Source organism: Pseudomonas alvandae, assembly GCF_019141525.1.
In the GTDB taxonomy this organism is placed as follows: Bacteria; Pseudomonadota; Gammaproteobacteria; order Pseudomonadales; family Pseudomonadaceae; genus Aquipseudomonas; species Aquipseudomonas alvandae.
The window spans coordinates 5087682-5106348 of the sequence record NZ_CP077080.1; the positions used below are offsets into that span (position 1 = coordinate 5087682).

At 62.0% G+C, this 18667-nt stretch carries 17 protein-coding genes; 14 read left to right on the plus strand and 3 right to left on the minus strand.

The annotated features are described in order from the left end of the window. Nucleotides 1-144: 144 nt before the first annotated feature. The 9 genes from KSS97_RS22510 (at nucleotide 145) to KSS97_RS22550 (ending at nucleotide 8632) form a co-directional block, all read left to right on the plus strand. Complete coding sequence (locus KSS97_RS22510; protein ID WP_217860191.1) at nucleotides 145-735, plus strand: biliverdin-producing heme oxygenase; 591 nt, start codon at nucleotides 145-147, stop codon at nucleotides 733-735. A 133-nt stretch (nucleotides 736-868) separates the two neighbouring features. Beyond that, complete coding sequence (locus tag KSS97_RS22515; RefSeq protein WP_030139372.1) at nucleotides 869-1294, plus strand: YbaN family protein; 426 nt, start codon at nucleotides 869-871, stop codon at nucleotides 1292-1294. Between the two features lie 56 nt (nucleotides 1295-1350). Next, nucleotides 1351-2697: a CoA transferase gene (locus KSS97_RS22520; RefSeq protein WP_217860192.1), complete on the plus strand. Its 1347-nt coding sequence runs from the start codon at nucleotides 1351-1353 to the stop codon at nucleotides 2695-2697. A 213-nt stretch (nucleotides 2698-2910) separates the two neighbouring features. Continuing rightward, complete coding sequence (arcD, locus tag KSS97_RS22525) at nucleotides 2911-4338, plus strand: arginine-ornithine antiporter (RefSeq protein ID WP_217860193.1); 1428 nt, start codon at nucleotides 2911-2913, stop codon at nucleotides 4336-4338. Between the two features lie 31 nt (nucleotides 4339-4369). Beyond that, on the plus strand, nucleotides 4370-5626 hold the full coding sequence (arcA, locus tag KSS97_RS22530; protein ID WP_217860194.1) for an arginine deiminase: 1257 nt from the start codon (nucleotides 4370-4372) through the stop codon (nucleotides 5624-5626). A 67-nt stretch (nucleotides 5627-5693) separates the two neighbouring features. Next, nucleotides 5694-6704, plus strand: a complete 1011-nt coding sequence (locus KSS97_RS22535) for an ornithine carbamoyltransferase (protein ID WP_030139376.1) — start codon at nucleotides 5694-5696, stop codon at nucleotides 6702-6704. A gap of 165 nt (nucleotides 6705-6869) precedes the next feature. Next, on the plus strand, nucleotides 6870-7799 hold the full coding sequence (gene arcC / locus KSS97_RS22540) for a carbamate kinase (RefSeq protein ID WP_198797681.1): 930 nt from the start codon (nucleotides 6870-6872) through the stop codon (nucleotides 7797-7799). Between the two features lie 63 nt (nucleotides 7800-7862). Further along, complete coding sequence (locus KSS97_RS22545) at nucleotides 7863-8222, plus strand: DUF5064 family protein (protein WP_217860195.1); 360 nt, start codon at nucleotides 7863-7865, stop codon at nucleotides 8220-8222. Between the two features lie 233 nt (nucleotides 8223-8455). Then, a complete protein-coding gene (locus KSS97_RS22550; RefSeq protein WP_181289314.1) occupies nucleotides 8456-8632 on the plus strand; it encodes a hypothetical protein in 177 nt (58 codons plus the stop codon). A 7-nt stretch (nucleotides 8633-8639) separates the two neighbouring features. Here KSS97_RS22550 and KSS97_RS22555 read toward each other — a convergent pair whose 3' ends face one another. After that, nucleotides 8640-9533 (minus strand): helix-turn-helix domain-containing protein, encoded by an 894-nt coding sequence (locus KSS97_RS22555; RefSeq protein WP_030139379.1) that lies wholly within the window; start codon nucleotides 9531-9533, stop codon nucleotides 8640-8642. Between the two features lie 172 nt (nucleotides 9534-9705). Between KSS97_RS22555 and pobA the strand changes: the two genes are divergently transcribed. Together pobA and KSS97_RS22565 are read left to right on the plus strand one after the other, a co-directional pair. Further along, on the plus strand, nucleotides 9706-10896 hold the full coding sequence (gene pobA / locus KSS97_RS22560; RefSeq protein WP_198797678.1) for a 4-hydroxybenzoate 3-monooxygenase: 1191 nt from the start codon (nucleotides 9706-9708) through the stop codon (nucleotides 10894-10896). A gap of 61 nt (nucleotides 10897-10957) precedes the next feature. Next, nucleotides 10958-12475: an MDR family MFS transporter gene (locus KSS97_RS22565; protein WP_217860196.1), complete on the plus strand. Its 1518-nt coding sequence runs from the start codon at nucleotides 10958-10960 to the stop codon at nucleotides 12473-12475. 176 nt (nucleotides 12476-12651) lie between these two features. Here KSS97_RS22565 and KSS97_RS22570 read toward each other — a convergent pair whose 3' ends face one another. Continuing rightward, nucleotides 12652-14001: a spinster family MFS transporter gene (locus tag KSS97_RS22570; protein ID WP_217860197.1), complete on the minus strand. Its 1350-nt coding sequence runs from the start codon at nucleotides 13999-14001 to the stop codon at nucleotides 12652-12654. 361 nt (nucleotides 14002-14362) lie between these two features. Here KSS97_RS22570 and KSS97_RS22575 point away from each other — a divergent pair, with 361 nt between their 5' ends. Continuing rightward, complete coding sequence (locus tag KSS97_RS22575; protein WP_217860198.1) at nucleotides 14363-16537, plus strand: hypothetical protein; 2175 nt, start codon at nucleotides 14363-14365, stop codon at nucleotides 16535-16537. Between the two features lie 297 nt (nucleotides 16538-16834). Here the strand turns inward: KSS97_RS22575 and KSS97_RS22580 are convergent, their stop codons facing one another. Then, on the minus strand, nucleotides 16835-17140 hold the full coding sequence (locus KSS97_RS22580) for a DUF2288 domain-containing protein (RefSeq protein WP_217860199.1): 306 nt from the start codon (nucleotides 17138-17140) through the stop codon (nucleotides 16835-16837). Between the two features lie 30 nt (nucleotides 17141-17170). Here KSS97_RS22580 and KSS97_RS22585 point away from each other — a divergent pair, with 30 nt between their 5' ends. Beyond that, nucleotides 17171-17419: a hypothetical protein gene (locus KSS97_RS22585; RefSeq protein WP_187293311.1), complete on the plus strand. Its 249-nt coding sequence runs from the start codon at nucleotides 17171-17173 to the stop codon at nucleotides 17417-17419. Nucleotides 17420-17479: 60 nt separating this feature from the next. Then, entirely contained in the window at nucleotides 17480-18607 is a 1128-nt protein-coding gene (locus KSS97_RS22590) for a branched-chain amino acid ABC transporter substrate-binding protein (protein WP_030139384.1), read from the plus strand. Nucleotides 18608-18667: the final 60 nt, after the last annotated feature.

Here is an 18667-nt window from a genome sequence, read left to right on the forward strand (position 1 = left end):
TATCTGTGGCGAGGGGATTTATCCCCGCTGGGGTGCGCAGCAGCCCTAACAAAATGGGACCGAAAGAAGCGGACTTTGGGGCCGCTTCGCGCCCCAGCGGGGATAAATCCCCTCGCCACAACTTCCACTCGAAGGGAATTTTTCATGACCACACACCGCCCCGTTACCCGCTCCCAACGCCTGAACCAGATCACCCACGAGCCCCACGGCAGGCTCGACGCGCTGGTCAAGGCACACGCCCCATTCGAAACCCAGGCCAACTACGCCCGCTTCATTGTCGCCCAGTACCAGTTCCAGTCGGAACTGGCGGCGCTGTACAACGACACGCAACTGACCGCGCTGATTGCCGATTTGCCCGCGCGCTGCCGCGCCGAAGCGGCCAAGGCCGACCTCGCGGACCTGGACACCGAAGTGCCGGCTCCCCTGGCCGGCGCAGTGAAGAACCCGACCCAGGCCGAAGCCCTCGGCTGGCTGTTCGTCTCCGAGGGTTCCAAGCTTGGCGCTGCGTTCTTGATCAAGCGCGCCGTCACCCTTGGAATGAACGAAATCTTTGGAGCCCGCCACTTGGCAGAACCGGCGGGCGGCCGCGCCGAAGGCTGGAAAACCTTCACCCGGACCCTCGACGAGTTGCCCTTCACCGAACAGCAGGAAGCCGAGGCGGACAAAGGCGCGCTGGACGCCTTCAACCGCTTTACCGTGCTGCTGGAACAGGCTTACGCGGCGCAATTGGCTTGAATCCCCACCATCCCCTGTGGGAGCGAGCTTGCTCGCGATGACGGACTGCCAGCCAGCCTATTGGTCGCCTGACACACCGCTATCGCGAGCAAGCTCGCTCCCACAGGGCCAAGCGCCTGTCGGATAGAAATACATGAGCCGTACGCCCTCGAAACTCAGCCAACTGCTCTTCGCCCTCCTCGCCTACGCCAGCCTGGCCATCGGCCTGGTGGCCATCGCCGTGCCCGGCTTGCCGACCACTGAATTCATCCTGCTCGCCGCCTGGGCCGCGACCCGCAGTTCCCCGCGCCTGAGTGCCTGGCTGGAGGGCCACCGATTATTCGGACCGATGCTGCACAACTGGCGCAACGGCAAGGTCATCCCGCGCCGGGCCAAGATCGCCGCAACGGCCAGCATGCTGTGCTGCGCAGGGTTGATGCTGCTGGTGCTCGAACACCACTGGCCGGTTTACCTCGCGCTCGCGGGCATGGGCCTGGGCAATCTCTGGATCTGGTCACGCCCGGAACACCGTGGCAAGGGAGCTTGCTCCCGCTGGGCCGGTCCGACGCCTCGGGCGTAGCGACCCCCGATGTTCGTTTGATCTATGCTCGCTCTCTGGTTCAGGAGGGCTTCCAAATGTCAGACCTACTCTCATCCATACAAACCGCCATCGGCTTGCCCACGACACCGATCCCCTTCACAGGCGAAGGCGCCCTGCCCTCGGCCTTCGCGGTCACGGAGCTGGCCAGCGCGAGCATCGGTGTGGCCGGTCAAGCGGTCGCCGCACTCATCCACCAGCAAACCGGTCGCCTGCCGACGCTTGAAGTCGACCAGCGCCTGGCCTCGTTCTGGTTTTCCACCTCCCTGCGACCCATCGGCTGGAGCGTGCCGCCGATGTGGGACGCCGTGGCTGGCGACTATGCCACCGCCGACGGCTGGATCCGCCTGCACACCAACGCGCCGCATCATCGCCAGGCGGCGGAAAAGGTCCTCGGGGCCTGCACCGACCGCGCCGACATGGCCAGCAAAGTGATCCGTTGGAACAAGGCCGAACTGGAGCAAGCCGTGGTCGACGCCGGCGGTTGCGCCGCGCAGATGCGCTCGTGGCAGGCGTGGCAACTCCATCCGCAGGGCATGGCGGTGAATGCCGAGCCTCTCGTTCAGTTGGATGACGGCGCCGAAGGTTCGCCTGCGCCCTGGCTCGGCTCCGTCGCCCAGCCCCTGGCGGGCCTCAAGGTGCTGGACCTGACCCGCGTGCTGGCCGGCCCGATTGCCAGCCGTTTTCTTGCCGGCCTGGGCGCCGACGTGCTGCGCATCGATCCGCCAACCTGGAACGAACCCGGCGTGGTGCCAGAAGTCACCCTCGGCAAACGTTGCGCCCGCCTCGACTTGCAGCAACCCGCCGACCGCGCAACGTTCGAGGCGCTGCTCAAGGAGGCCGACATCCTGCTACACGGCTACCGCGCCGACGCACTGGATCGCTTGGGCTATGGCGCCACGCAGCGCCAACGATTGGCCCCCGGCCTGATCGATGTCTGCCTCAACGCCTACGGCTGGAGCGGCCCCTGGCAACACCGCCGCGGCTTCGACAGCCTGGTGCAGATGAGCAGCGGCATCGCCGAGGCCGGCATGGCCTGGAAACACGCCGACAAGCCGACGCCGCTGCCGGTCCAGGCCCTGGACCATGGGACGGGTTACCTGATGGCGGCCAGCGCGATTGTGTTGGTCGCCCGCCGCTTGGCCACCAGCCATGGCGGCTCGGCACGCCTGTCGCTGGCGCGCACGGCGAAGCTGTTGATCGACGGCGGCGCTGGCACTCAGGTTGCATTGCGCCCTGAAGACGAGGCTGACCAGGGGCTGCTGGTGGAACAGACGCCGTGGGGCCCGGCGCATCGTTTGCAGGTACCGCTGAGGATCACCGGAACGCCGCTGCAATGGACGTTGCCCGCCGCGGAATTGGGGGCTCACCGGGCACAGTGGTAGCTCACCGAAAATCCAAGGTGGGAGCGAGCCTGCTCGCGAAGGCGGTGTGTCAGTCGACATCAGTGGCGGCAGATTTTCTGCCTTCGCGAGCAGGCTCGCTCCCACAGGTTTTGCGTCCTACCCCCCTTTGCGCCGGAACTGACCTGGATCAGCTACCGCCCTTCCCAATCGACATAGGCTGTTGACTCTCTTCCCCCGCATGGGAGTCATGCAATGTCCGATACCCCCGGAAAACTACGACTGGGTGCGCTGGTCGCGCTGGTAGTAGGATCGATGATCGGCGGCGGGATCTTTTCCCTGCCACAGAACATGGCCGCCAGCGCCGACGTCGGCGCCGTGTTGATCGGCTGGGCCATCACCGCAGTGGGCATGCTGACCCTCGCCTTTGTTTTCCAGACGCTCGCCAACCGTAAACCCGACCTGGACGGCGGCGTATACGCCTACGCCAAGGCCGGGTTCGGCGACTACATGGGTTTCTCGTCGGCCTGGGGCTACTGGATCAGCGCCTGGCTGGGCAACGTCGGCTACTTCGTGTTGCTGTTCAGCACCCTGGGCTATTTCTTCCCGATCTTTGGCGAGGGCAACACCGTCGCCGCGGTAATCGGCGCCTCGGTGTTGCTCTGGGCCGTGCATTTCCTCGTACTGCGTGGCATCAAGGAAGCCGCCTTCATCAACCTGGTGACCACCGTCGCCAAGATCGTGCCGCTGCTGTTGTTCGTGTTGATCGCGGTATTCGCCTTCAAGCTGGAGATTTTTACCGCCGACATCTGGGGCCTGAAGAATCCCGACCTGGGCAGCGTGATGGACCAAGTGCGACACATGATGCTGGTGACCGTGTGGGTGTTCATCGGCATCGAGGGCGCGAGTATTTTTTCCGCCCGCGCCGAGAAACGCAGCGACGTCGGCAAGGCCACCGTCATCGGTTTCATCACGGTGCTGTTGTTCCTGGTGCTGGTGAACGTGCTGTCCCTGGGGATCATGACCCAGCCTGAACTGGCCAAGCTGCAGAACCCATCCATGGCCGCCGTGCTGGAACACGTGGTCGGTCACTGGGGCGCGGTGTTGATCAGCGTTGGCCTGATCATCTCGCTGCTCGGCGCCCTGCTGTCCTGGGTCCTGTTGTGCGCCGAGATCATGTTCGCCGCCGCCAAGGACCACACCATGCCCGCGTTCCTGCGGCGGGAGAACGCCAACCATGTGCCGGCCAACGCCCTGTGGCTGACCAACGCGATGGTCCAGCTGTTCCTGGTCATCACCCTGTTTTCCGCCAGCACCTACCTGTCGCTGATCTACCTCGCCACTTCGATGATCCTCGTGCCGTATCTGTGGTCGGCCGCCTACGCGGTGCTGTTGGCGGTACGCGGCGAGACCTATCAGAACGCCCTGGCCGAGCGCCGCAAGGACCTGCTCATCGGCGCCATCGCCCTGATCTACGCCATGTGGCTGCTGTATGCCGGCGGGATCAAATACCTGCTGCTTTCCGCCCTGCTCTACGCCCCCGGCGCGATCCTGTTCGCCAAGGCCAAGCATGAACTGGGCAAGCCGGTTTTCACCTCGGTCGAGAAGCTGATTTTCGCCGCCGTGGTCGTCGGAGCCCTGGTGGCTGCGTACGGGCTCTACGCGGGTTTCCTGACCCTCTGACCGGTCAACTGTTTTATCTGGAGGATGTGTAATGACCACGGAAAAAGTGAAGTACGGCGTCCACTCCGAAGCCGGCAAATTGCGCAAAGTCATGGTCTGTTCACCCGGCCTGGCCCACCAGCGGCTGACGCCGAACAATTGCGACGAGCTGCTGTTCGACGATGTGATCTGGGTCAACCAGGCCAAGCGCGACCACTTCGATTTCGTCACCAAGATGCGCGAACGCGGGATCGACGTCCTGGAGATGCACAACCTGCTGACCGACATTGTCGCCATCCCCGAGGCGCTGGATTGGATTCTGCATCGCAAGGTCACGGCCAACGCCGTGGGCCTGGGCCTGGTGCATGAAGTGAGCGCGTGGCTGCGCAGCCTGGAGCCGCGCCATATCGCCGAATACCTGATCGGCGGCGTCTCGGCCGATGACCTGCCGGACAGCTTCGGCGGCAAGACGATCCAGATGTTCCGCGACTTCCTCGGGCACTCCAGCTTCATCCTGCCGCCGCTGCCCAACACCCAGTTCACTCGCGATACCACGTGCTGGATCTACGGCGGCGTGACCCTGAACCCGATGTACTGGCCGGCGCGACGCCAGGAGACCCTGCTGACCACCGCCATCTACAAATTCCACCCGGAGTTCACCCACGCCGATTTCCAGATCTGGTACGGCGATCCGGACCACGACCACGGCAATGCCACCCTCGAAGGCGGCGACGTCATGCCGATCGGTAACGGCGTGGTGTTGATCGGCATGGGCGAACGCTCGTCGCGCCAGGCCATCGGCCAACTGGCGCTGAACCTGTTCAAGCACAACGCCGTGGAGCGCGTAATCGTCGCCGGCCTGCCGAAATCCCGCGCAGCCATGCACCTGGACACCGTGTTCAGTTTCTGTGACCGCGACTTGGTGACGATTTTTCCGGAGGTCGTCAGCCAGATCGTGGCGTTTTCACTGCGCCCGGACGAGAGCAAACCCGGCGGCATCGACGTACGCCGCGAGGAAAGCAGCTTCCTCGATACCGTAGCCGCCGCCCTCAAGTTGCCGGCGCTGCGGACAGTGGAAACCGGCGGCAACAGCTTCGCCGCCGAACGCGAGCAATGGGACGACGGCAACAACGTGGTCGCCCTGGAACCGGGCGTGGTGATCGGCTACGACCGCAACACCTATACCAACACGCTGCTGCGCAAGGCCGGCGTGGAAGTCATCACCATCAGCGCCAGCGAGCTGGGCCGGGGCCGGGGCGGCGGCCATTGCATGACCTGCCCGATCATTCGCGACCCTATCGATTACTGACCTTCGAGCCTGGGCCGTTTTTATCGAGAACGGCCCAGGGGATAACCGACACCCAAGGAGATCCACCATGGCTTTCAACATGCGCAACCGCAGCCTGCTGAGCTTGATGCACCACACCAACCGCGAGCTGCACTTCCTGCTGGACCTGTCCCGTGACCTCAAGCGCGCCAAATACACTGGCACCGAGCAGCCGCACCTCAAGGGCAAGAACATCGCGCTGATCTTCGAAAAAACCTCGACCCGCACCCGCTGCGCCTTCGAAGTCGCGGCCCATGACCAGGGCGCCCACGTCACCTACATCGACCCGGTGTCGTCGCAGATCGGCCACAAGGAAAGCATGAAGGACACCGCCCGCGTCCTGGGGCGCATGTTCGACGCCATCGAATACCGGGGCTTCGAACAGGAAATTGTCGAAGAACTGGCCAAGTTCGCCGGGGTACCGGTGTTCAACGGCCTGACCGCCGAATTCCACCCGACCCAAATGATCGCCGACACCCTGACCATGCGCGAGCACAGCGACAAGCCGCTGCATGACATCAGCTACGCCTACCTGGGCGATGCGCGCTACAACATGGGTAATTCGCTCCTGATGATCGGCGCCAAACTGGGCATGGACGTGCGCATCGGCGCGCCGAAAGCGCTGTGGCCGCACCAGGATTTCATCGACCAATGCCAGGCCTTCGCCGCCGAAAGCGGCGCGCGGATCACCATCACCGAGGACCCGCAAGAAGCCGTCAAGGGCGTGGACTTCATCCACACCGATATCTGGGTGTCCATGGGCGAGCCGGTGGAAGCCTGGGACGAACGCATCGAGCAATTGCTGCCCTACCAGGTCAACACGCAGATGATGAAGGCCTCGGGCAACCCCCGGGTGAAATTCATGCACTGCTTGCCGGCGTTCCATAACAGCGAAACCAAGGTCGGCAAGGACATTGCCGCACGTTATCCGAATCTCGCCAACGGCGTTGAAGTGACCGAGGAGGTTTTCGAGTCCCCGGCCAACATTGCCTTCGAACAAGCGGAAAACCGCATGCATACCATCAAGGCGATCCTGGTGGCGGCGTTGGCGGATATTTAATACCCACCCTCCCCCATGTTGGAATGCGATCCAGTGTGGGAGCGGGCTTGCTCGCGAAGGCGGTGTTACAGGCAATATTTATCTGGACTGAGACACCGCCTTCGCGAGCAAGCCCGCTCCCACAGCTGGACTGCGTCGTTTGATCCATTTTGAAAGGACAACACCATGCGCATCGTCGTTGCCTTGGGCGGTAACGCCCTCCTGCGTCGGGGGGAACCCATGACCGCAGACAATCAACGCAGCAACATCCGCACCGCGACCGAACAGATCGCCAAGATCCATCCGGGCAACCAACTGGTCATCGCCCACGGCAACGGCCCGCAGGTCGGCCTGCTGTCGTTGCAGGCGGCGGCGTACACCTCGGTCACGCCGTACCCGCTGGACGTGTTGGGGGCCGAAACCGAAGGCATGATCGGCTACATCATCGAACAGGAACTGGGCAACCTGCTGGACTTCGAAGTGCCCTTCGCCACGCTGCTGACCCAGGTTGAAGTGGACGCCAACGACCCGGCGTTCCAGACCCCGAGCAAGCCCATCGGCCCGGTCTACAGCCAGCAAGAGGCGGAAAAACTCGCCGCCGAGAAAGGCTGGGCCATCGCCCCGGACGGCGACAAGTTCCGCCGCGTGGTCGCAAGCCCCAGGCCCAAGCGCATCTTCGAGATCCGTCCGATCAAATGGCTGCTGGAAAAAGGCAGCATCGTGATCTGCGCCGGTGGCGGCGGCATCCCGACGATGTATGACGTCGACGGCAAGCTGCAAGGCGTGGAAGCGGTGATCGACAAAGACCTGTGCTCGGCGCTGCTGGCCGAACAACTGGACAGCGATCTGCTGGTGATCGCCACCGATGTCAACGCCGCGTTCATCGACTTCGGCAAGCCGACTCAGAAAGCCATCGCCCAGGCCCACCCCGACGACATGGAACGGCTCGGTTTCGCCGCCGGGTCCATGGGGCCGAAGGTGCAAGCCGCCTGCGAATTCGCCCGCCACACCGGCAAGGACGCGGTGATCGGATCGCTGTCGGACATCGATGCTATCGTCCAGGGCACCGCTGGCACCCGCATCAGCATGGCAACGCCGGGGATCGTTTATCGGTAACGGCAAAACTTATGCGGCAGGCGCGGTGTCTGCCGTTCTCCACGCCTTCGAAGGAGAGACCTTATGGCCACGTTCCAACCCGGTCACCTGCACATGGAGCGCCATGCGCTGAGCAAGGACGACTACAGCTACAACCTGTGCATCGACTACGAGATTGCACAGGATCCCAAGGAGGGAACGGGCATGTCCTTCCGTCTGCACGGCACGGTGGAAGACAAGAACGTGGACGAGACGTTTTTCCTGGCCAGGGACCAGGCCTTCGACTTCGCCCGCCACGCCACCCGCATCGCCCAGCAATACGGCATGCCGAAGACCGCCAGCATCGGCTCGATGCACAAGTACTACGACGAAATGTTCGAAGACGTGCGCCACCAACTGGACGTCAAGCCGGGGGATCCGATGAAGCCTGAGCATTTGGCATAACCCGGTTAAAAGACCACCCCAACGCCCTGTGGGAGCGAGCTTGCTCGCGATAGCGGTAGATCAGTCGACACTCAGGGTGACTGACCCGCCCTCATCGCGAGCAAGCTCGCTTCCACAAGGGATATCAGTGTTCTGAATATCGGTTAAACACCCTCACTGCCTCAGTGGCAACCCGCCACAGCTGACCTATGCTGAAAGCAGTACCCCCGGGTATTCGTTCAGAGGTCATCGCCATGAACATCAAAACAAGAAGACGCCTCGCCATCTTCATCACCTGCACCGCCACGCTTGCGCTGTACGGCACCGCGGCGTATCGGGTCGAGCAGGCCAGGCAGTTGCCCCGTGACTACGCCAGTTGCAACTTCGAACGCTGCATACCGCACAACGCATCCCTGAACGCTCTGCGCTGAGGCGGTTTCAGTCGTCTAGCTGATCGGTCTTGAGCCGGTCGCGGAAGGCCTTTGGCGAAATGCCGACACGCCGGCGAAACAGTCGGGTGAAGTTGGTCGGGTCAGAGAAGCCGAGCAGTTCGGATATCTCATAGATCGTCATGCCGGTGTAGGTCAGCAGCCGCTTGGCTTCCAACAATTGCCGCTCATGCATGATCTGCAATGCCGGCTGCCCCGCCAGTTCGCGGCAGGTACCGTTGAGGTGCGACACCGAAATACCCAGGCGATGGGCCAGGTCTTCGACCTTGACGTGCTGACGATAGGTTTCCTCCACCAGCTGAATGAAGCCGTTGAGGTATTCCCGGGCCCGTTGCGGGCGCTGGGTCGAGGTGCGCCGGCTCATCACTTGGCGACTGACCCAGACCATGATCACGCTGACCAGTGCGTGCATGAGCATTTCCCGGGCCGGTTGATGCCCGACGTACTCGGCCTGCAAGGCGCTGAACAAACTGTTGAGGTAATCGGCGTTCTCGCCGGCCGGGTAGGCTTCGGCCTGGGCCAGGATGTTGACCGAGTGACCAAGCTGTCCCTGCAGGTGTGTCACCAGCGGCGCCGCCAGCGTGACTACGTAACCTTGCACATCCTCGGAAAACCGAAAGCCATGGACCGACAGCGGCGGCAGGATCTGCACCGCCGGCTCGTCAAGCCGGGTGCGTTGGCCTTCAATTTCCAGCTCTGCCTCGCCCTTGAAGACAAACAGCAACTGGCACAGGTCGGCATGCCGATGGGGCTTGATCTCCCATTGGTGCTCGCTGCTGCGGCTGGAAATGGTTTCGCAGTGCAGCAGGTCCGGCGTGGGCCAATCCTGGCTTTCGCCATAAAGCTTGAACACCGGGATCGAAGGCAGCTCAGTTTTCTTCATAACGAGGATCGGCCTTGGGTTACGGGCGGTAATCGCACCGATTGGCAGAAAGTACAGGTTTCAGCGCAGTTTTCCCCTTCAATTGACAGGTCCGCAAGCGAAAAATGCACGCCAGGATTACTAAAAATAAACGTCGACCCTGGTCGCGTGCCTCTTGCGAGTCATAACAACAATGAAAACCCTCAAGACCCAAGTCGCCATTATCGGCGCCGGCCCCTCTGGACTGCTGCTCGGCCAGTTGTTGCACAACGCTGGGATCGACACCGTGATCCTCGAACGGCAGACGCCCGACTACGTCCTCAGCCGCATCCGCGCCGGTGTACTCGAGCAAGGCATGGTGCAGTTGCTGCGCCAGGCCGGGGTTGGCCAGCGCATGGACGCCGAAGGCCTGCCCCACGATGGCTTTGAACTGGTCCTCAACGGTCGCCGCGTGCACATTGATCTCAAGGGGCTGACCGGCGGGCAAAACGTCATGGTCTATGGCCAGACGGAAGTCACCCGCGACTTGATGGCGGCACGCGAGGCATCCGGCGCGCGGACGCTGTATCAGGTCGACAATGCCCAGCCCCACGACCTCACGAACGATCACCCCTTCGTGACCTTCGAACACGCCGGCGAAACCTGGCGCCTGGATTGCGACTACGTGGCCGGCTGCGACGGTTTCCACGGCGTGGCGCGGCAGTCGATTCCGGCGGAAAAACTCAAGGTCTTCGAGCGCGTCTACCCGTTCGGCTGGCTCGGCATCCTCGCCGATACCCCGCCCGTCCACGAAGAACTCGTCTATGCGCGCCACGAGCGCGGCTTCGCCCTGTGCAGCATGCGCTCACGCACCCGTACCCGTTATTACCTGCAGGTGCCCGCCGAGGAACAAGTGGCCGACTGGCCGGACGAGCGCTTCTGGACCGAACTGAAAAACCGCCTGCCCGCCGACCTGGCCGAAACGCTGGTGACCGGTCCTTCCATCGAAAAAAGCATCGCGCCGCTGCGCAGCTTTGTGGTGGAACCGATGCAATACGGAAGGATGTTCCTGGTGGGCGACGCCGCCCACATCGTCCCGCCGACCGGTGCCAAGGGGTTGAACCTGGCCGCCAGCGATGTCAGCACGCTGTTCAATATCTTGCTCAAGGTCTATCGCGACGGTCGCCTGGATCTGCTGGAACGCTACTCCGATATCTGCCTGCGAAGGGTCTGGAAAGCCGAGCGGTTTTCCTGGTGGATGACGTCGATGCTGCACCGCTTCGATGACGATGCGTTCAACCAGCGCATCAGCGAAGCGGAGCTGGAGTATTTCGTCGACTCCGAGGCAGGTCGAAAAACCATCGCGGAAAATTACGTCGGCCTTCCTTACGAGGCTATCGAATAGCCGGCTATCGATTTAAACTGCGGGCATTTCGCCGCCAGGCACGATGCCCGCAGGTTCCACCGTGACTCAGCTCAATACTCCCCAAGCCCAACAGCCCGCCATCCGCAGCGTGCTGGTGGCGCTGATGCTGGCGATTTTCCTCGGGGCGTTGGACCAGACCATCGTCGCGGTCTCGATGCCGGCCATTTCCGCGCAGTTCAAGGACGTCAGCCTGCTGGCCTGGGTGATCTCCGGCTACATGGTCGCCATGACCGTGGCCGTGCCGATCTACGGCAAGCTGGGCGACTTGTATGGCCGGCGACCGCTGATGCTGTTCGGCATGGGCCTGTTCACCCTCGCCTCGCTGTTCTGCGGGATGGCGCAGAACATGGAGCAATTGGTGCTGGCGCGGATTTTCCAGGGCATCGGCGCCGGCGGCATGATTTCCGTGAGCCAGGCGATCATCGGCGACATCATCCCGCCCCGCGAGCGCGGTCGCTACCAGGGCTATTTCAGCAGCATGTACGCAGTGGCGAGCGTGGCCGGGCCGGTGCTCGGCGGCTACATGACCGAGTACCTGTCGTGGCGCTGGGTCTTCTGGATCAACCTGCCGCTGGGCCTGGGCGCCTGGCTGGTGGCCCGGCGCACGCTGGTGGGGCTGCCGGTGCCGCAACGCACGCCGATCATCGACTATTTGGGCACCGTGTTGCTGATCATCGGCCTGACCGCGTTGCTGCTGGGCATTACCCAGATCGGCCAGGGCCACGCCTGGCACAGCCGCGAAGTGCTCGGGTTGCTGGGTGGCGCGGTGGTCGTGCTGGGCTTGTTCGCCTGGCATGAACGCCGCGCCCGCGAGCCGTTGCTGCCCATGCACCTGTTCGTCAACCGCAGCGCGGTGTTGTGCTGGTGCACGGTGTTTTTCACCAGTTTCCAGGCCATCTCCCTGACGGTGCTGGTGCCGTTGCGCTTCCAGAGCGTGACCGGCGCCGGCGCCGACAGCGCCGCGTTGCATTTGCTGCCGCTGGCGATGGGGCTGCCGATCGGTGCTTATTTTGCCGGGCGGCGGACCTCGGTCACCGGGCGCTACAAACCGATGATTCTCGGTGGCGCCGTGCTCTTCCCGTTCGCCATCCTCGGCATGGCCTTTACGCCGCCCGCTGTGTTCTGGCTGAGCAGCCTGTTCATGTTGCTCAGCGGCATCGCCTCCGGCATGCAATTTCCCACCTCGCTGGTGGGCTCGCAGAATTCGGTGCAGCAACGGGACATCGGCGTCGCCACCAGCACCACCAACCTGTTCCGCTCCCTGGGCGGGGCGGTGGGCGTGGCGCTGATGTCGGCGCTGCTGCTGGCGTTGCTGCAGGATTCGGGTTTTGCCCAGCTCGCCGGTTCGTCGGTGGTGGGCGAAGGGCACTCAGGCAACGTGCTGCTCGATGGCCTGAATGCCGCACCGGGCGAGGCGCTGGACGCTTTGCGCGAAGAATTGCAGGCAACGTTCCGTCACCTGCTGATGATCAGCGCGGCGGTGTCGTTGCTGGGGCTGGCGGCGGCGGTGGCGATGCCCGATCGCCTGTTGCGCGGACGAGAAGAAAAGACTCGGTAGCCAGAACAACACCTGTGGCGAGGGGATTTATCCCCGCTGGGCTGCGCAGCAGCCCTAAAACTGACGCCGCTGTGTGGCAGGTGAACTGAGTGCTTTTCGAGGGCTGCTCCGCACCCCAGCGGGGATAAATCCCCTCGCCACAACAGCTCGCTCGCCAAAGATTGAGCCTGGCGTTATCAAGCTGTCGCCGCCACGCCACCCGGCTCCACGGTCACGCTCATCCCCTCCTTCATCCGCTTGGCATCGCGCACGAAGCAGCGAGACGCCAGGAACAGGAACACCATGGTCAGCAGCAGCGCCACCGGGATCAGGTACATCGCGTCATGCAGGCCGATGGCCTTGAACGCTTCGGTCATCTGGTCGACACCGGCGGCCGTCATGGCCGTGCGGGCGAAGTAGTCGGACAAGCCACCCACCACCACCGGCCCCAGGCCCCCGCCGAGCAAATACAATCCGGCGAAATACAACGCCATCGCCGTGGCACGCAGGCGCGGCTCCACCACGTCCTGGATCGCGGTATAGACGCAGGTGTAGAAATTGTAGGCAAACAGCCAACCGACACTGAATACCGCCACGAACACACCGATCTCGATGCGCCCTGCATGCAGGGCCCACGCCGTGGTGACGGTGGAAATCGCCAGGCTGAACGCTGCAAACAGCAGACGGCCGTTGGGCACGCGCTGGTGGATCTTGTCGGCGACCCAACCGCCCAAGGTCAGACCGAACAATCCGGTTACGCCGACCATGATGCCGGTGGCCACGGCCGCCTCGTGCAGCGGCATCCCGAAATAACGCTGCAACATCGGCACCAGGAACGAGTTGCAGGCATAAGTCGCGAAGTTGAAGCAAAGCCCTGCCAGCACCAGCCAGAGAAAGGTCGGAATTGCCAGCACCCGGCGAACCGGCTTATCAACCTTTTCCTGGGACACCTGCACGGTTTCGGCCGCGCCGCGCTTGGGCTCCTTGATAAAAAACATGAACACCGCCAGCACCAGCCCCGGCACCGCCGCGATGAAGAACGGCGCACGCCAGCTGTCGAACGCCTTGACCATCGCGCCAATGGTGAAGAATGCCAGCAGCAGGCCCAGCGGCAGACCCAGCATGAAGATGCCCATCGCCCGCGCCCGGCGGTGAGCCGGGAACAGATCTCCAATCAGCGAATTCGCCGCCGGTGCATAACTCGCCTCACCGATGCCCACGCCCATGCGCACCAGCAGGAACGCCCAGAAACTGCCCACCAGGCCATTCACCGCCGTCAGCCCACTCCAGGCCGCCAGGCCCCACCCCATCAACTTGCTGCGCGAACCGGTATCGGCCATGCGCCCCAGCGGCAAGCCGGCAATGGCGTAGACGATGGTGAACGCGGTACCGATGATGCCGATCTGGAAGTCGCTGAGGCTCCATTCCATGCGGATCGGTTCGATGATGATCGCCGGGATGGTGCGGTCGAAGAAGTTGAACAGGTTGGCCAGGAACAACAGGAACAGAATGCGCCAGGCATTCGCCGCTTGGGTCGAGTTCTGCATGGGTCCGTCTCTTTTATTGTTATGGGCGAGGCTTCCGAGCCCGGAATCTGCAATCTAGACAGCGATGCGCAGGCTGTCTCCAATCATTCGCCTGGCTGATACCCGACCATGGCGCCGGGCGTGTTTCATGACGGCGGTCAATTTCCTGTAACAATTGCCATCATTTCGCCTGTTTTCGATTAAAGAACGCCGTGGCATGGCCGATCCAACATGATCAGGAATAGATTCTCCCCGAGCGCTGCTCAGGCTGCAGCCCTGGACGCTTGGGTCGACATTCGCGCCATTCAAGGACGCGAGCTCCCATCCGCGACGGTTCGTCGACGAAATCGACGCACCAACCAGTTCAGGCATACGGCGCACAATGACTTCCAAAAAAACAGCCACTGCGGTTTCCGATCTGACCCTGAGCCCGGCCGCAAACGGCCCTGAAGCCTCGACGCTGTCGAGCAGCTCGCGATCCCTCGCAACCCAGCAATACCTGTATTTCACCGAGACCAACACCGACCGCATCCTCGACAACCTCGACGGCCTGCGTGATGCCGTGTTCCCGCGCCCGCCGCACCTGGTGGATGACGAGAGCGAACGCGGCCAGCAGGAATTCCCGTCGGTGTGCCTGATCGGCCTGGGGCGCTGCGGTTCCAATATCGCGCTGGACGTGGCGGAGCTGGTCTACAACGCTCGCAAGTTCTACCTCAACGAATTCAACGCCGAAGACAAGACCTACGGTGACAAGGGCTATCGCCCGGCGCAATGGATGCGCAACCTGCGCCTGGGCACCAGCAAGGCCAGCAAACCGGTGTTCCTGGTGGAGCCGCTGGTCATGCTGGGCGACTTGGACAAAGACATCGCCGGGCGTATCCGCTTCTCGCGCAAAGGCGAAAAAAGCGGCTTCCTGCGCGACTACAGCAAGATGAAAATCATGGACTTGTCGGAAGTCCATGCAGGCGGCGCCGGTAACGCGCCGATCCTCGGCCAGTACCTGGCGAAGATCATCCTGAACAAGGACACCCAGCGCTTCTCCAGCCCCGACTGGAAAATGATCCACTCGTACCTGATCGACAGCTGCGGCATCAAGGCCAACCAGTCGCGCCTGTATTTCTCGATCTTCAGCGCCGGCGGCGGTACCGGCTCAGGCATGGCCTCGGAGTTCGGCCTGGCCCAGCAGTACTCGTACATGAACAAGACGTTCGACACCAAGCCGATGGACGAACACGACAGCAAGAGCGGTCATTCCTTCGTCTTCGAGCCGATCTTCACCAGTGGCATCTGCGTGCTGCCGAATATTTCCGATCACCGCAGTGAAATGTCCGAGGCCCTGCACATCAACGCCGGACGGCTGTTGTGCAAATACCTCTCGGAAGAATGGGATTTCTCGTACAACTTCGCCAACGAAGACAGCAGCGAAGCGAGCGTGATGGGGCGTATCCGGCCATGGAACGCGATGATGCTGATCTCCAACGACATCATGCGCTACGCCGAAGAAAGCGATGACGGCAACATCCAGAACATTGATGTCAATGCCATGGAAAAGCACGCCAACCAGTACATTTCCCAGCAGATCTTCAACATCCTGACGGCCCAGGCCGTAACGACCGACTACGACCAGAACTACTTCCGTCGCGCCGGCATCGACATCGGCGAAACCATTCGCCTGGACGCCAACGACCTGTTCATGAGTCTGGCCGGTCCGGTGGCGATTGCCTACGCCGAGTCTGTCGTCCCGGAAACCCCGGCGCCGAGCGGCGACAAGTTCAAGGTGTTCGAAAAAGAGCCGCCGCGCCTGAACATCGACGACCTGTTCTTCCGCTCCATCGACCTGCCGCACTTCAACAAGGTCACCCAGGCCATCGAAGGCATCAGCCTGCTGCCCATCGAGTCCAAGCGTTACCGCGCCTCGCTGGAGCAATACAAGAACTCTGGCTACGACGCTGCGGCCCTGCATGACCTGCACTTCTTCAAGAACTGCTCGTCGGTGGTATCGATCGTCTCGTTGCCGAAGGACTACAAGCTGTCCTACATGGACCTGAACCGGCTCAAGACCCACCTCAACAGCCTGTTCCCCAACACCACGCTCAAGCGCTACGCCTTGGTGATCGGCGCCTCGGCGAACCTGTCGCTGACCACCCTGATCGCCAAGAGCCCGTGCCTGTCGGACGATTTCCTGACGCTGATCGTGGCGTTCATCAAGCGCTGCTTCGCCCGTACGCCGTACCGCTTCGACGAGACCCTCGACAATTCGATCCTGGACTTCATCATCAACGAAGAATTCGACGAGGCGCGTATCGACGATCTGCTCAACGAATTCGAGAACCCGGCGAAGATCCTCGACACCAACTGGTACGCGATCAAGCCGATGTACGAGAAGAAATACCGCGAGCTGATCAGCGACAAGGAGAAGTTCGTCTCGATCAACGACATTCGCCTGTCCCGGGATTGCGTGAAGAAGTCGATCAAGTACCTGCGCGAGATCTACCGTCACCGGATCGGTAAGACCAAGGTTATTTCGCTTAATAACCATACGGGCAGGTCTTATTGAGGCTGGCGCAGCACCGCGTTGCCCCTTTCGCGAGCAAGCCCGCTCCCACAGGGGACCGCATTCTTTCTGAAGAAACGCGGTCCACTGTGGGAGCGGGCTTGCTCGCGAAGGCGGCCTGTGTAACGCCTCGAAACAACATCCAGAAACAATTGAGCAGCCAAAAGGGTGCTCAATAAACTGTTCCCGTTACGTATACGTCACCCTCCCTTGTGGCGTTTCGCCACGGCAGGCTGCCATCACGCTACTCGCCTACACACTTTCCAGCAGGTCCAAGCGAGAACCAATTTGGTGCACCGATCAATTCGATGCCCTTTCCTGGATCAGGATCCACGGTGAAACCACCACGGCCCAGAGTTCTGGATCGCGCTCGAAAAAATCCAGCGCCCGCGTTTCAGACAGCTTGGCGACCTGCCCGGCGCCCAGCCAGGCGGCGACTTTGGTACCTTCGTCCTGCGCAACGGCCTCGGCGGCTGCGATCAGATCCAGTGCCGGGTCGACCCACAATAGGGCACCCTTGGCAAAGAACGGCTCCAGCTCCTTCCAAGTGATAGATGCGGTTTCACCGAGCAATTTGGCATAGAGGGTGCTAGGTTCTTGATTCATGGGAGCTGTCCGGAAAAGAAATCGGCGCGAATGATAACGTCGGTGGTCTGGCAGAAAAACCCGGTTGCAATTGCAGCACCGATTGAAAAGCGCAGCAAAGCCAAGGATTGCCGATTTGACCGGACAAACCCCGCCGCGAATCTGTCTTTTTCTTTCAATAAAGCGACACCCTCAGGTTTTGCCCCCAAGCGCCAGCTTCCCTTGCCAACAATCGGCGCTCTACACTGTACCGGTACAGTTGCCGGGGGCATTTTCCGCGAGGATATCCAAGATATCTGACCCGGTTCTGCTGCTACGGCGCCAGGACTATAAAAACTACAACAGCATGAGTGGAGCACTATGACTAAGGCTACTAAGCAGATTTCCAAACTGTTTGCCGCTATGGTTCTGGCCGGGGTTGCCAGCCATTCGTTTGCCGCCGACACCATCAAGATCGGCATCGCCGGCCCGAAAACCGGCCCTGTAGCCCAATACGGCGACATGCAGTTCAGCGGCTCCAAGATGGCGATCGAGCAGATCAACGCCAAGGGCGGCGTCAACGGCAAGCAACTGGTCGCCGTTGAATACGACGACGCCTGCGATCCAAAACAAGCGGTCGCGGTCGCGAACAAGGTCGTCAACGACGGCGTCAAGTTCGTGGTCGGCCACCTGTGCTCCAGCTCTACCCAGCCCGCTTCGGACATCTACGAAGACGAAGGCGTGATCATGATCACGCCAGCGGCCACCAGCCCGGACATCACCGCTCGTGGCTACAAGATGATCTTCCGCACCATCGGCCTGGACAGCGCCCAAGGCCCAGCGGCCGGCAACTACATCGCCGACCACGTCAAGCCGAAGATCGTTGCGGTCCTGCACGACAAGCAGCAGTACGGTGAAGGCATCGCGAGCGCGGTGAAAGCCACCCTCGAGAAGAAAGGCACCAAGGTTGCCGTGTTCGAAGGCGTAAACGCCGGCGACAAGGACTTCTCCTCGATGATCGCCAAGCTCAAGCAAGCCAACGTCGACTTCGTCTACTACGGCGGCTACCACCCGGAGCTGGGCCTGATCCTGCGTCAAGCCCAGGAAAAAGGCCTGAAGGCCAAGTTCATGGGTCCGGAAGGCGTGGGTAACGACTCGATCTCGCAAATCGCCAAGGAAGCTTCCGAAGGCCTGCTGGTGACCCTGCCGAAATCCTTCGACCAGGATCCGGCCAACGTCGCCCTGGCTGACGCGTTCAAGGCCAAGAAAGAAGACCCGAGCGGTCCGTTCGTATTCCCGTCCTACTCCGCTGTGCAAGTGATCGCCCAGGCCATCACCTCCACCAAGAGCGAAGACCCGGAAAAAGTGGCTGAAGCCATCCACGCCGGCACCTTCAAGACGCCGACCGGTGACCTGAGCTTCGACAAGAACGGCGACCTGAAAGACTTCAAGTTCGTGGTTTACGAGTGGCATTTCGGCAAACCTAAAACCGAAGCTTCGCCTCAGTAAGGCCCTGCCTGACTGACTGCCAATAAAGCCCACGGCGTGCCGTGGGCTTTGTTTTGAATG

Coding starts and splice junctions, on each gene's coding strand:
- KSS97_RS22510 (WP_217860191.1), top strand. CDS start 145: ATGACCACACACCGCCCCGTTACCCGCTCCCAACGCCTGAACCAGATC.
- KSS97_RS22515 (WP_030139372.1), top strand. CDS start 869: ATGAGCCGTACGCCCTCGAAACTCAGCCAACTGCTCTTCGCCCTCCTC.
- KSS97_RS22520 (WP_217860192.1), top strand. CDS start 1,351: ATGTCAGACCTACTCTCATCCATACAAACCGCCATCGGCTTGCCCACG.
- arcD (WP_217860193.1), top strand. CDS start 2,911: ATGTCCGATACCCCCGGAAAACTACGACTGGGTGCGCTGGTCGCGCTG.
- arcA (WP_217860194.1), top strand. CDS start 4,370: ATGACCACGGAAAAAGTGAAGTACGGCGTCCACTCCGAAGCCGGCAAA.
- KSS97_RS22535 (WP_030139376.1), top strand. CDS start 5,694: ATGGCTTTCAACATGCGCAACCGCAGCCTGCTGAGCTTGATGCACCAC.
- arcC (WP_198797681.1), top strand. CDS start 6,870: ATGCGCATCGTCGTTGCCTTGGGCGGTAACGCCCTCCTGCGTCGGGGG.
- KSS97_RS22545 (WP_217860195.1), top strand. CDS start 7,863: ATGGCCACGTTCCAACCCGGTCACCTGCACATGGAGCGCCATGCGCTG.
- KSS97_RS22550 (WP_181289314.1), top strand. CDS start 8,456: ATGAACATCAAAACAAGAAGACGCCTCGCCATCTTCATCACCTGCACC.
- KSS97_RS22555 (WP_030139379.1), bottom strand. CDS start 9,533: ATGAAGAAAACTGAGCTGCCTTCGATCCCGGTGTTCAAGCTTTATGGC.
- pobA (WP_198797678.1), top strand. CDS start 9,706: ATGAAAACCCTCAAGACCCAAGTCGCCATTATCGGCGCCGGCCCCTCT.
- KSS97_RS22570 (WP_217860197.1), bottom strand. CDS start 14,001: ATGCAGAACTCGACCCAAGCGGCGAATGCCTGGCGCATTCTGTTCCTG.
- KSS97_RS22575 (WP_217860198.1), top strand. CDS start 14,363: ATGACTTCCAAAAAAACAGCCACTGCGGTTTCCGATCTGACCCTGAGC.
- KSS97_RS22580 (WP_217860199.1), bottom strand. CDS start 17,140: ATGAATCAAGAACCTAGCACCCTCTATGCCAAATTGCTCGGTGAAACC.
- KSS97_RS22585 (WP_187293311.1), top strand. CDS start 17,171: ATGATAACGTCGGTGGTCTGGCAGAAAAACCCGGTTGCAATTGCAGCA.
- KSS97_RS22590 (WP_030139384.1), top strand. CDS start 17,480: ATGACTAAGGCTACTAAGCAGATTTCCAAACTGTTTGCCGCTATGGTT.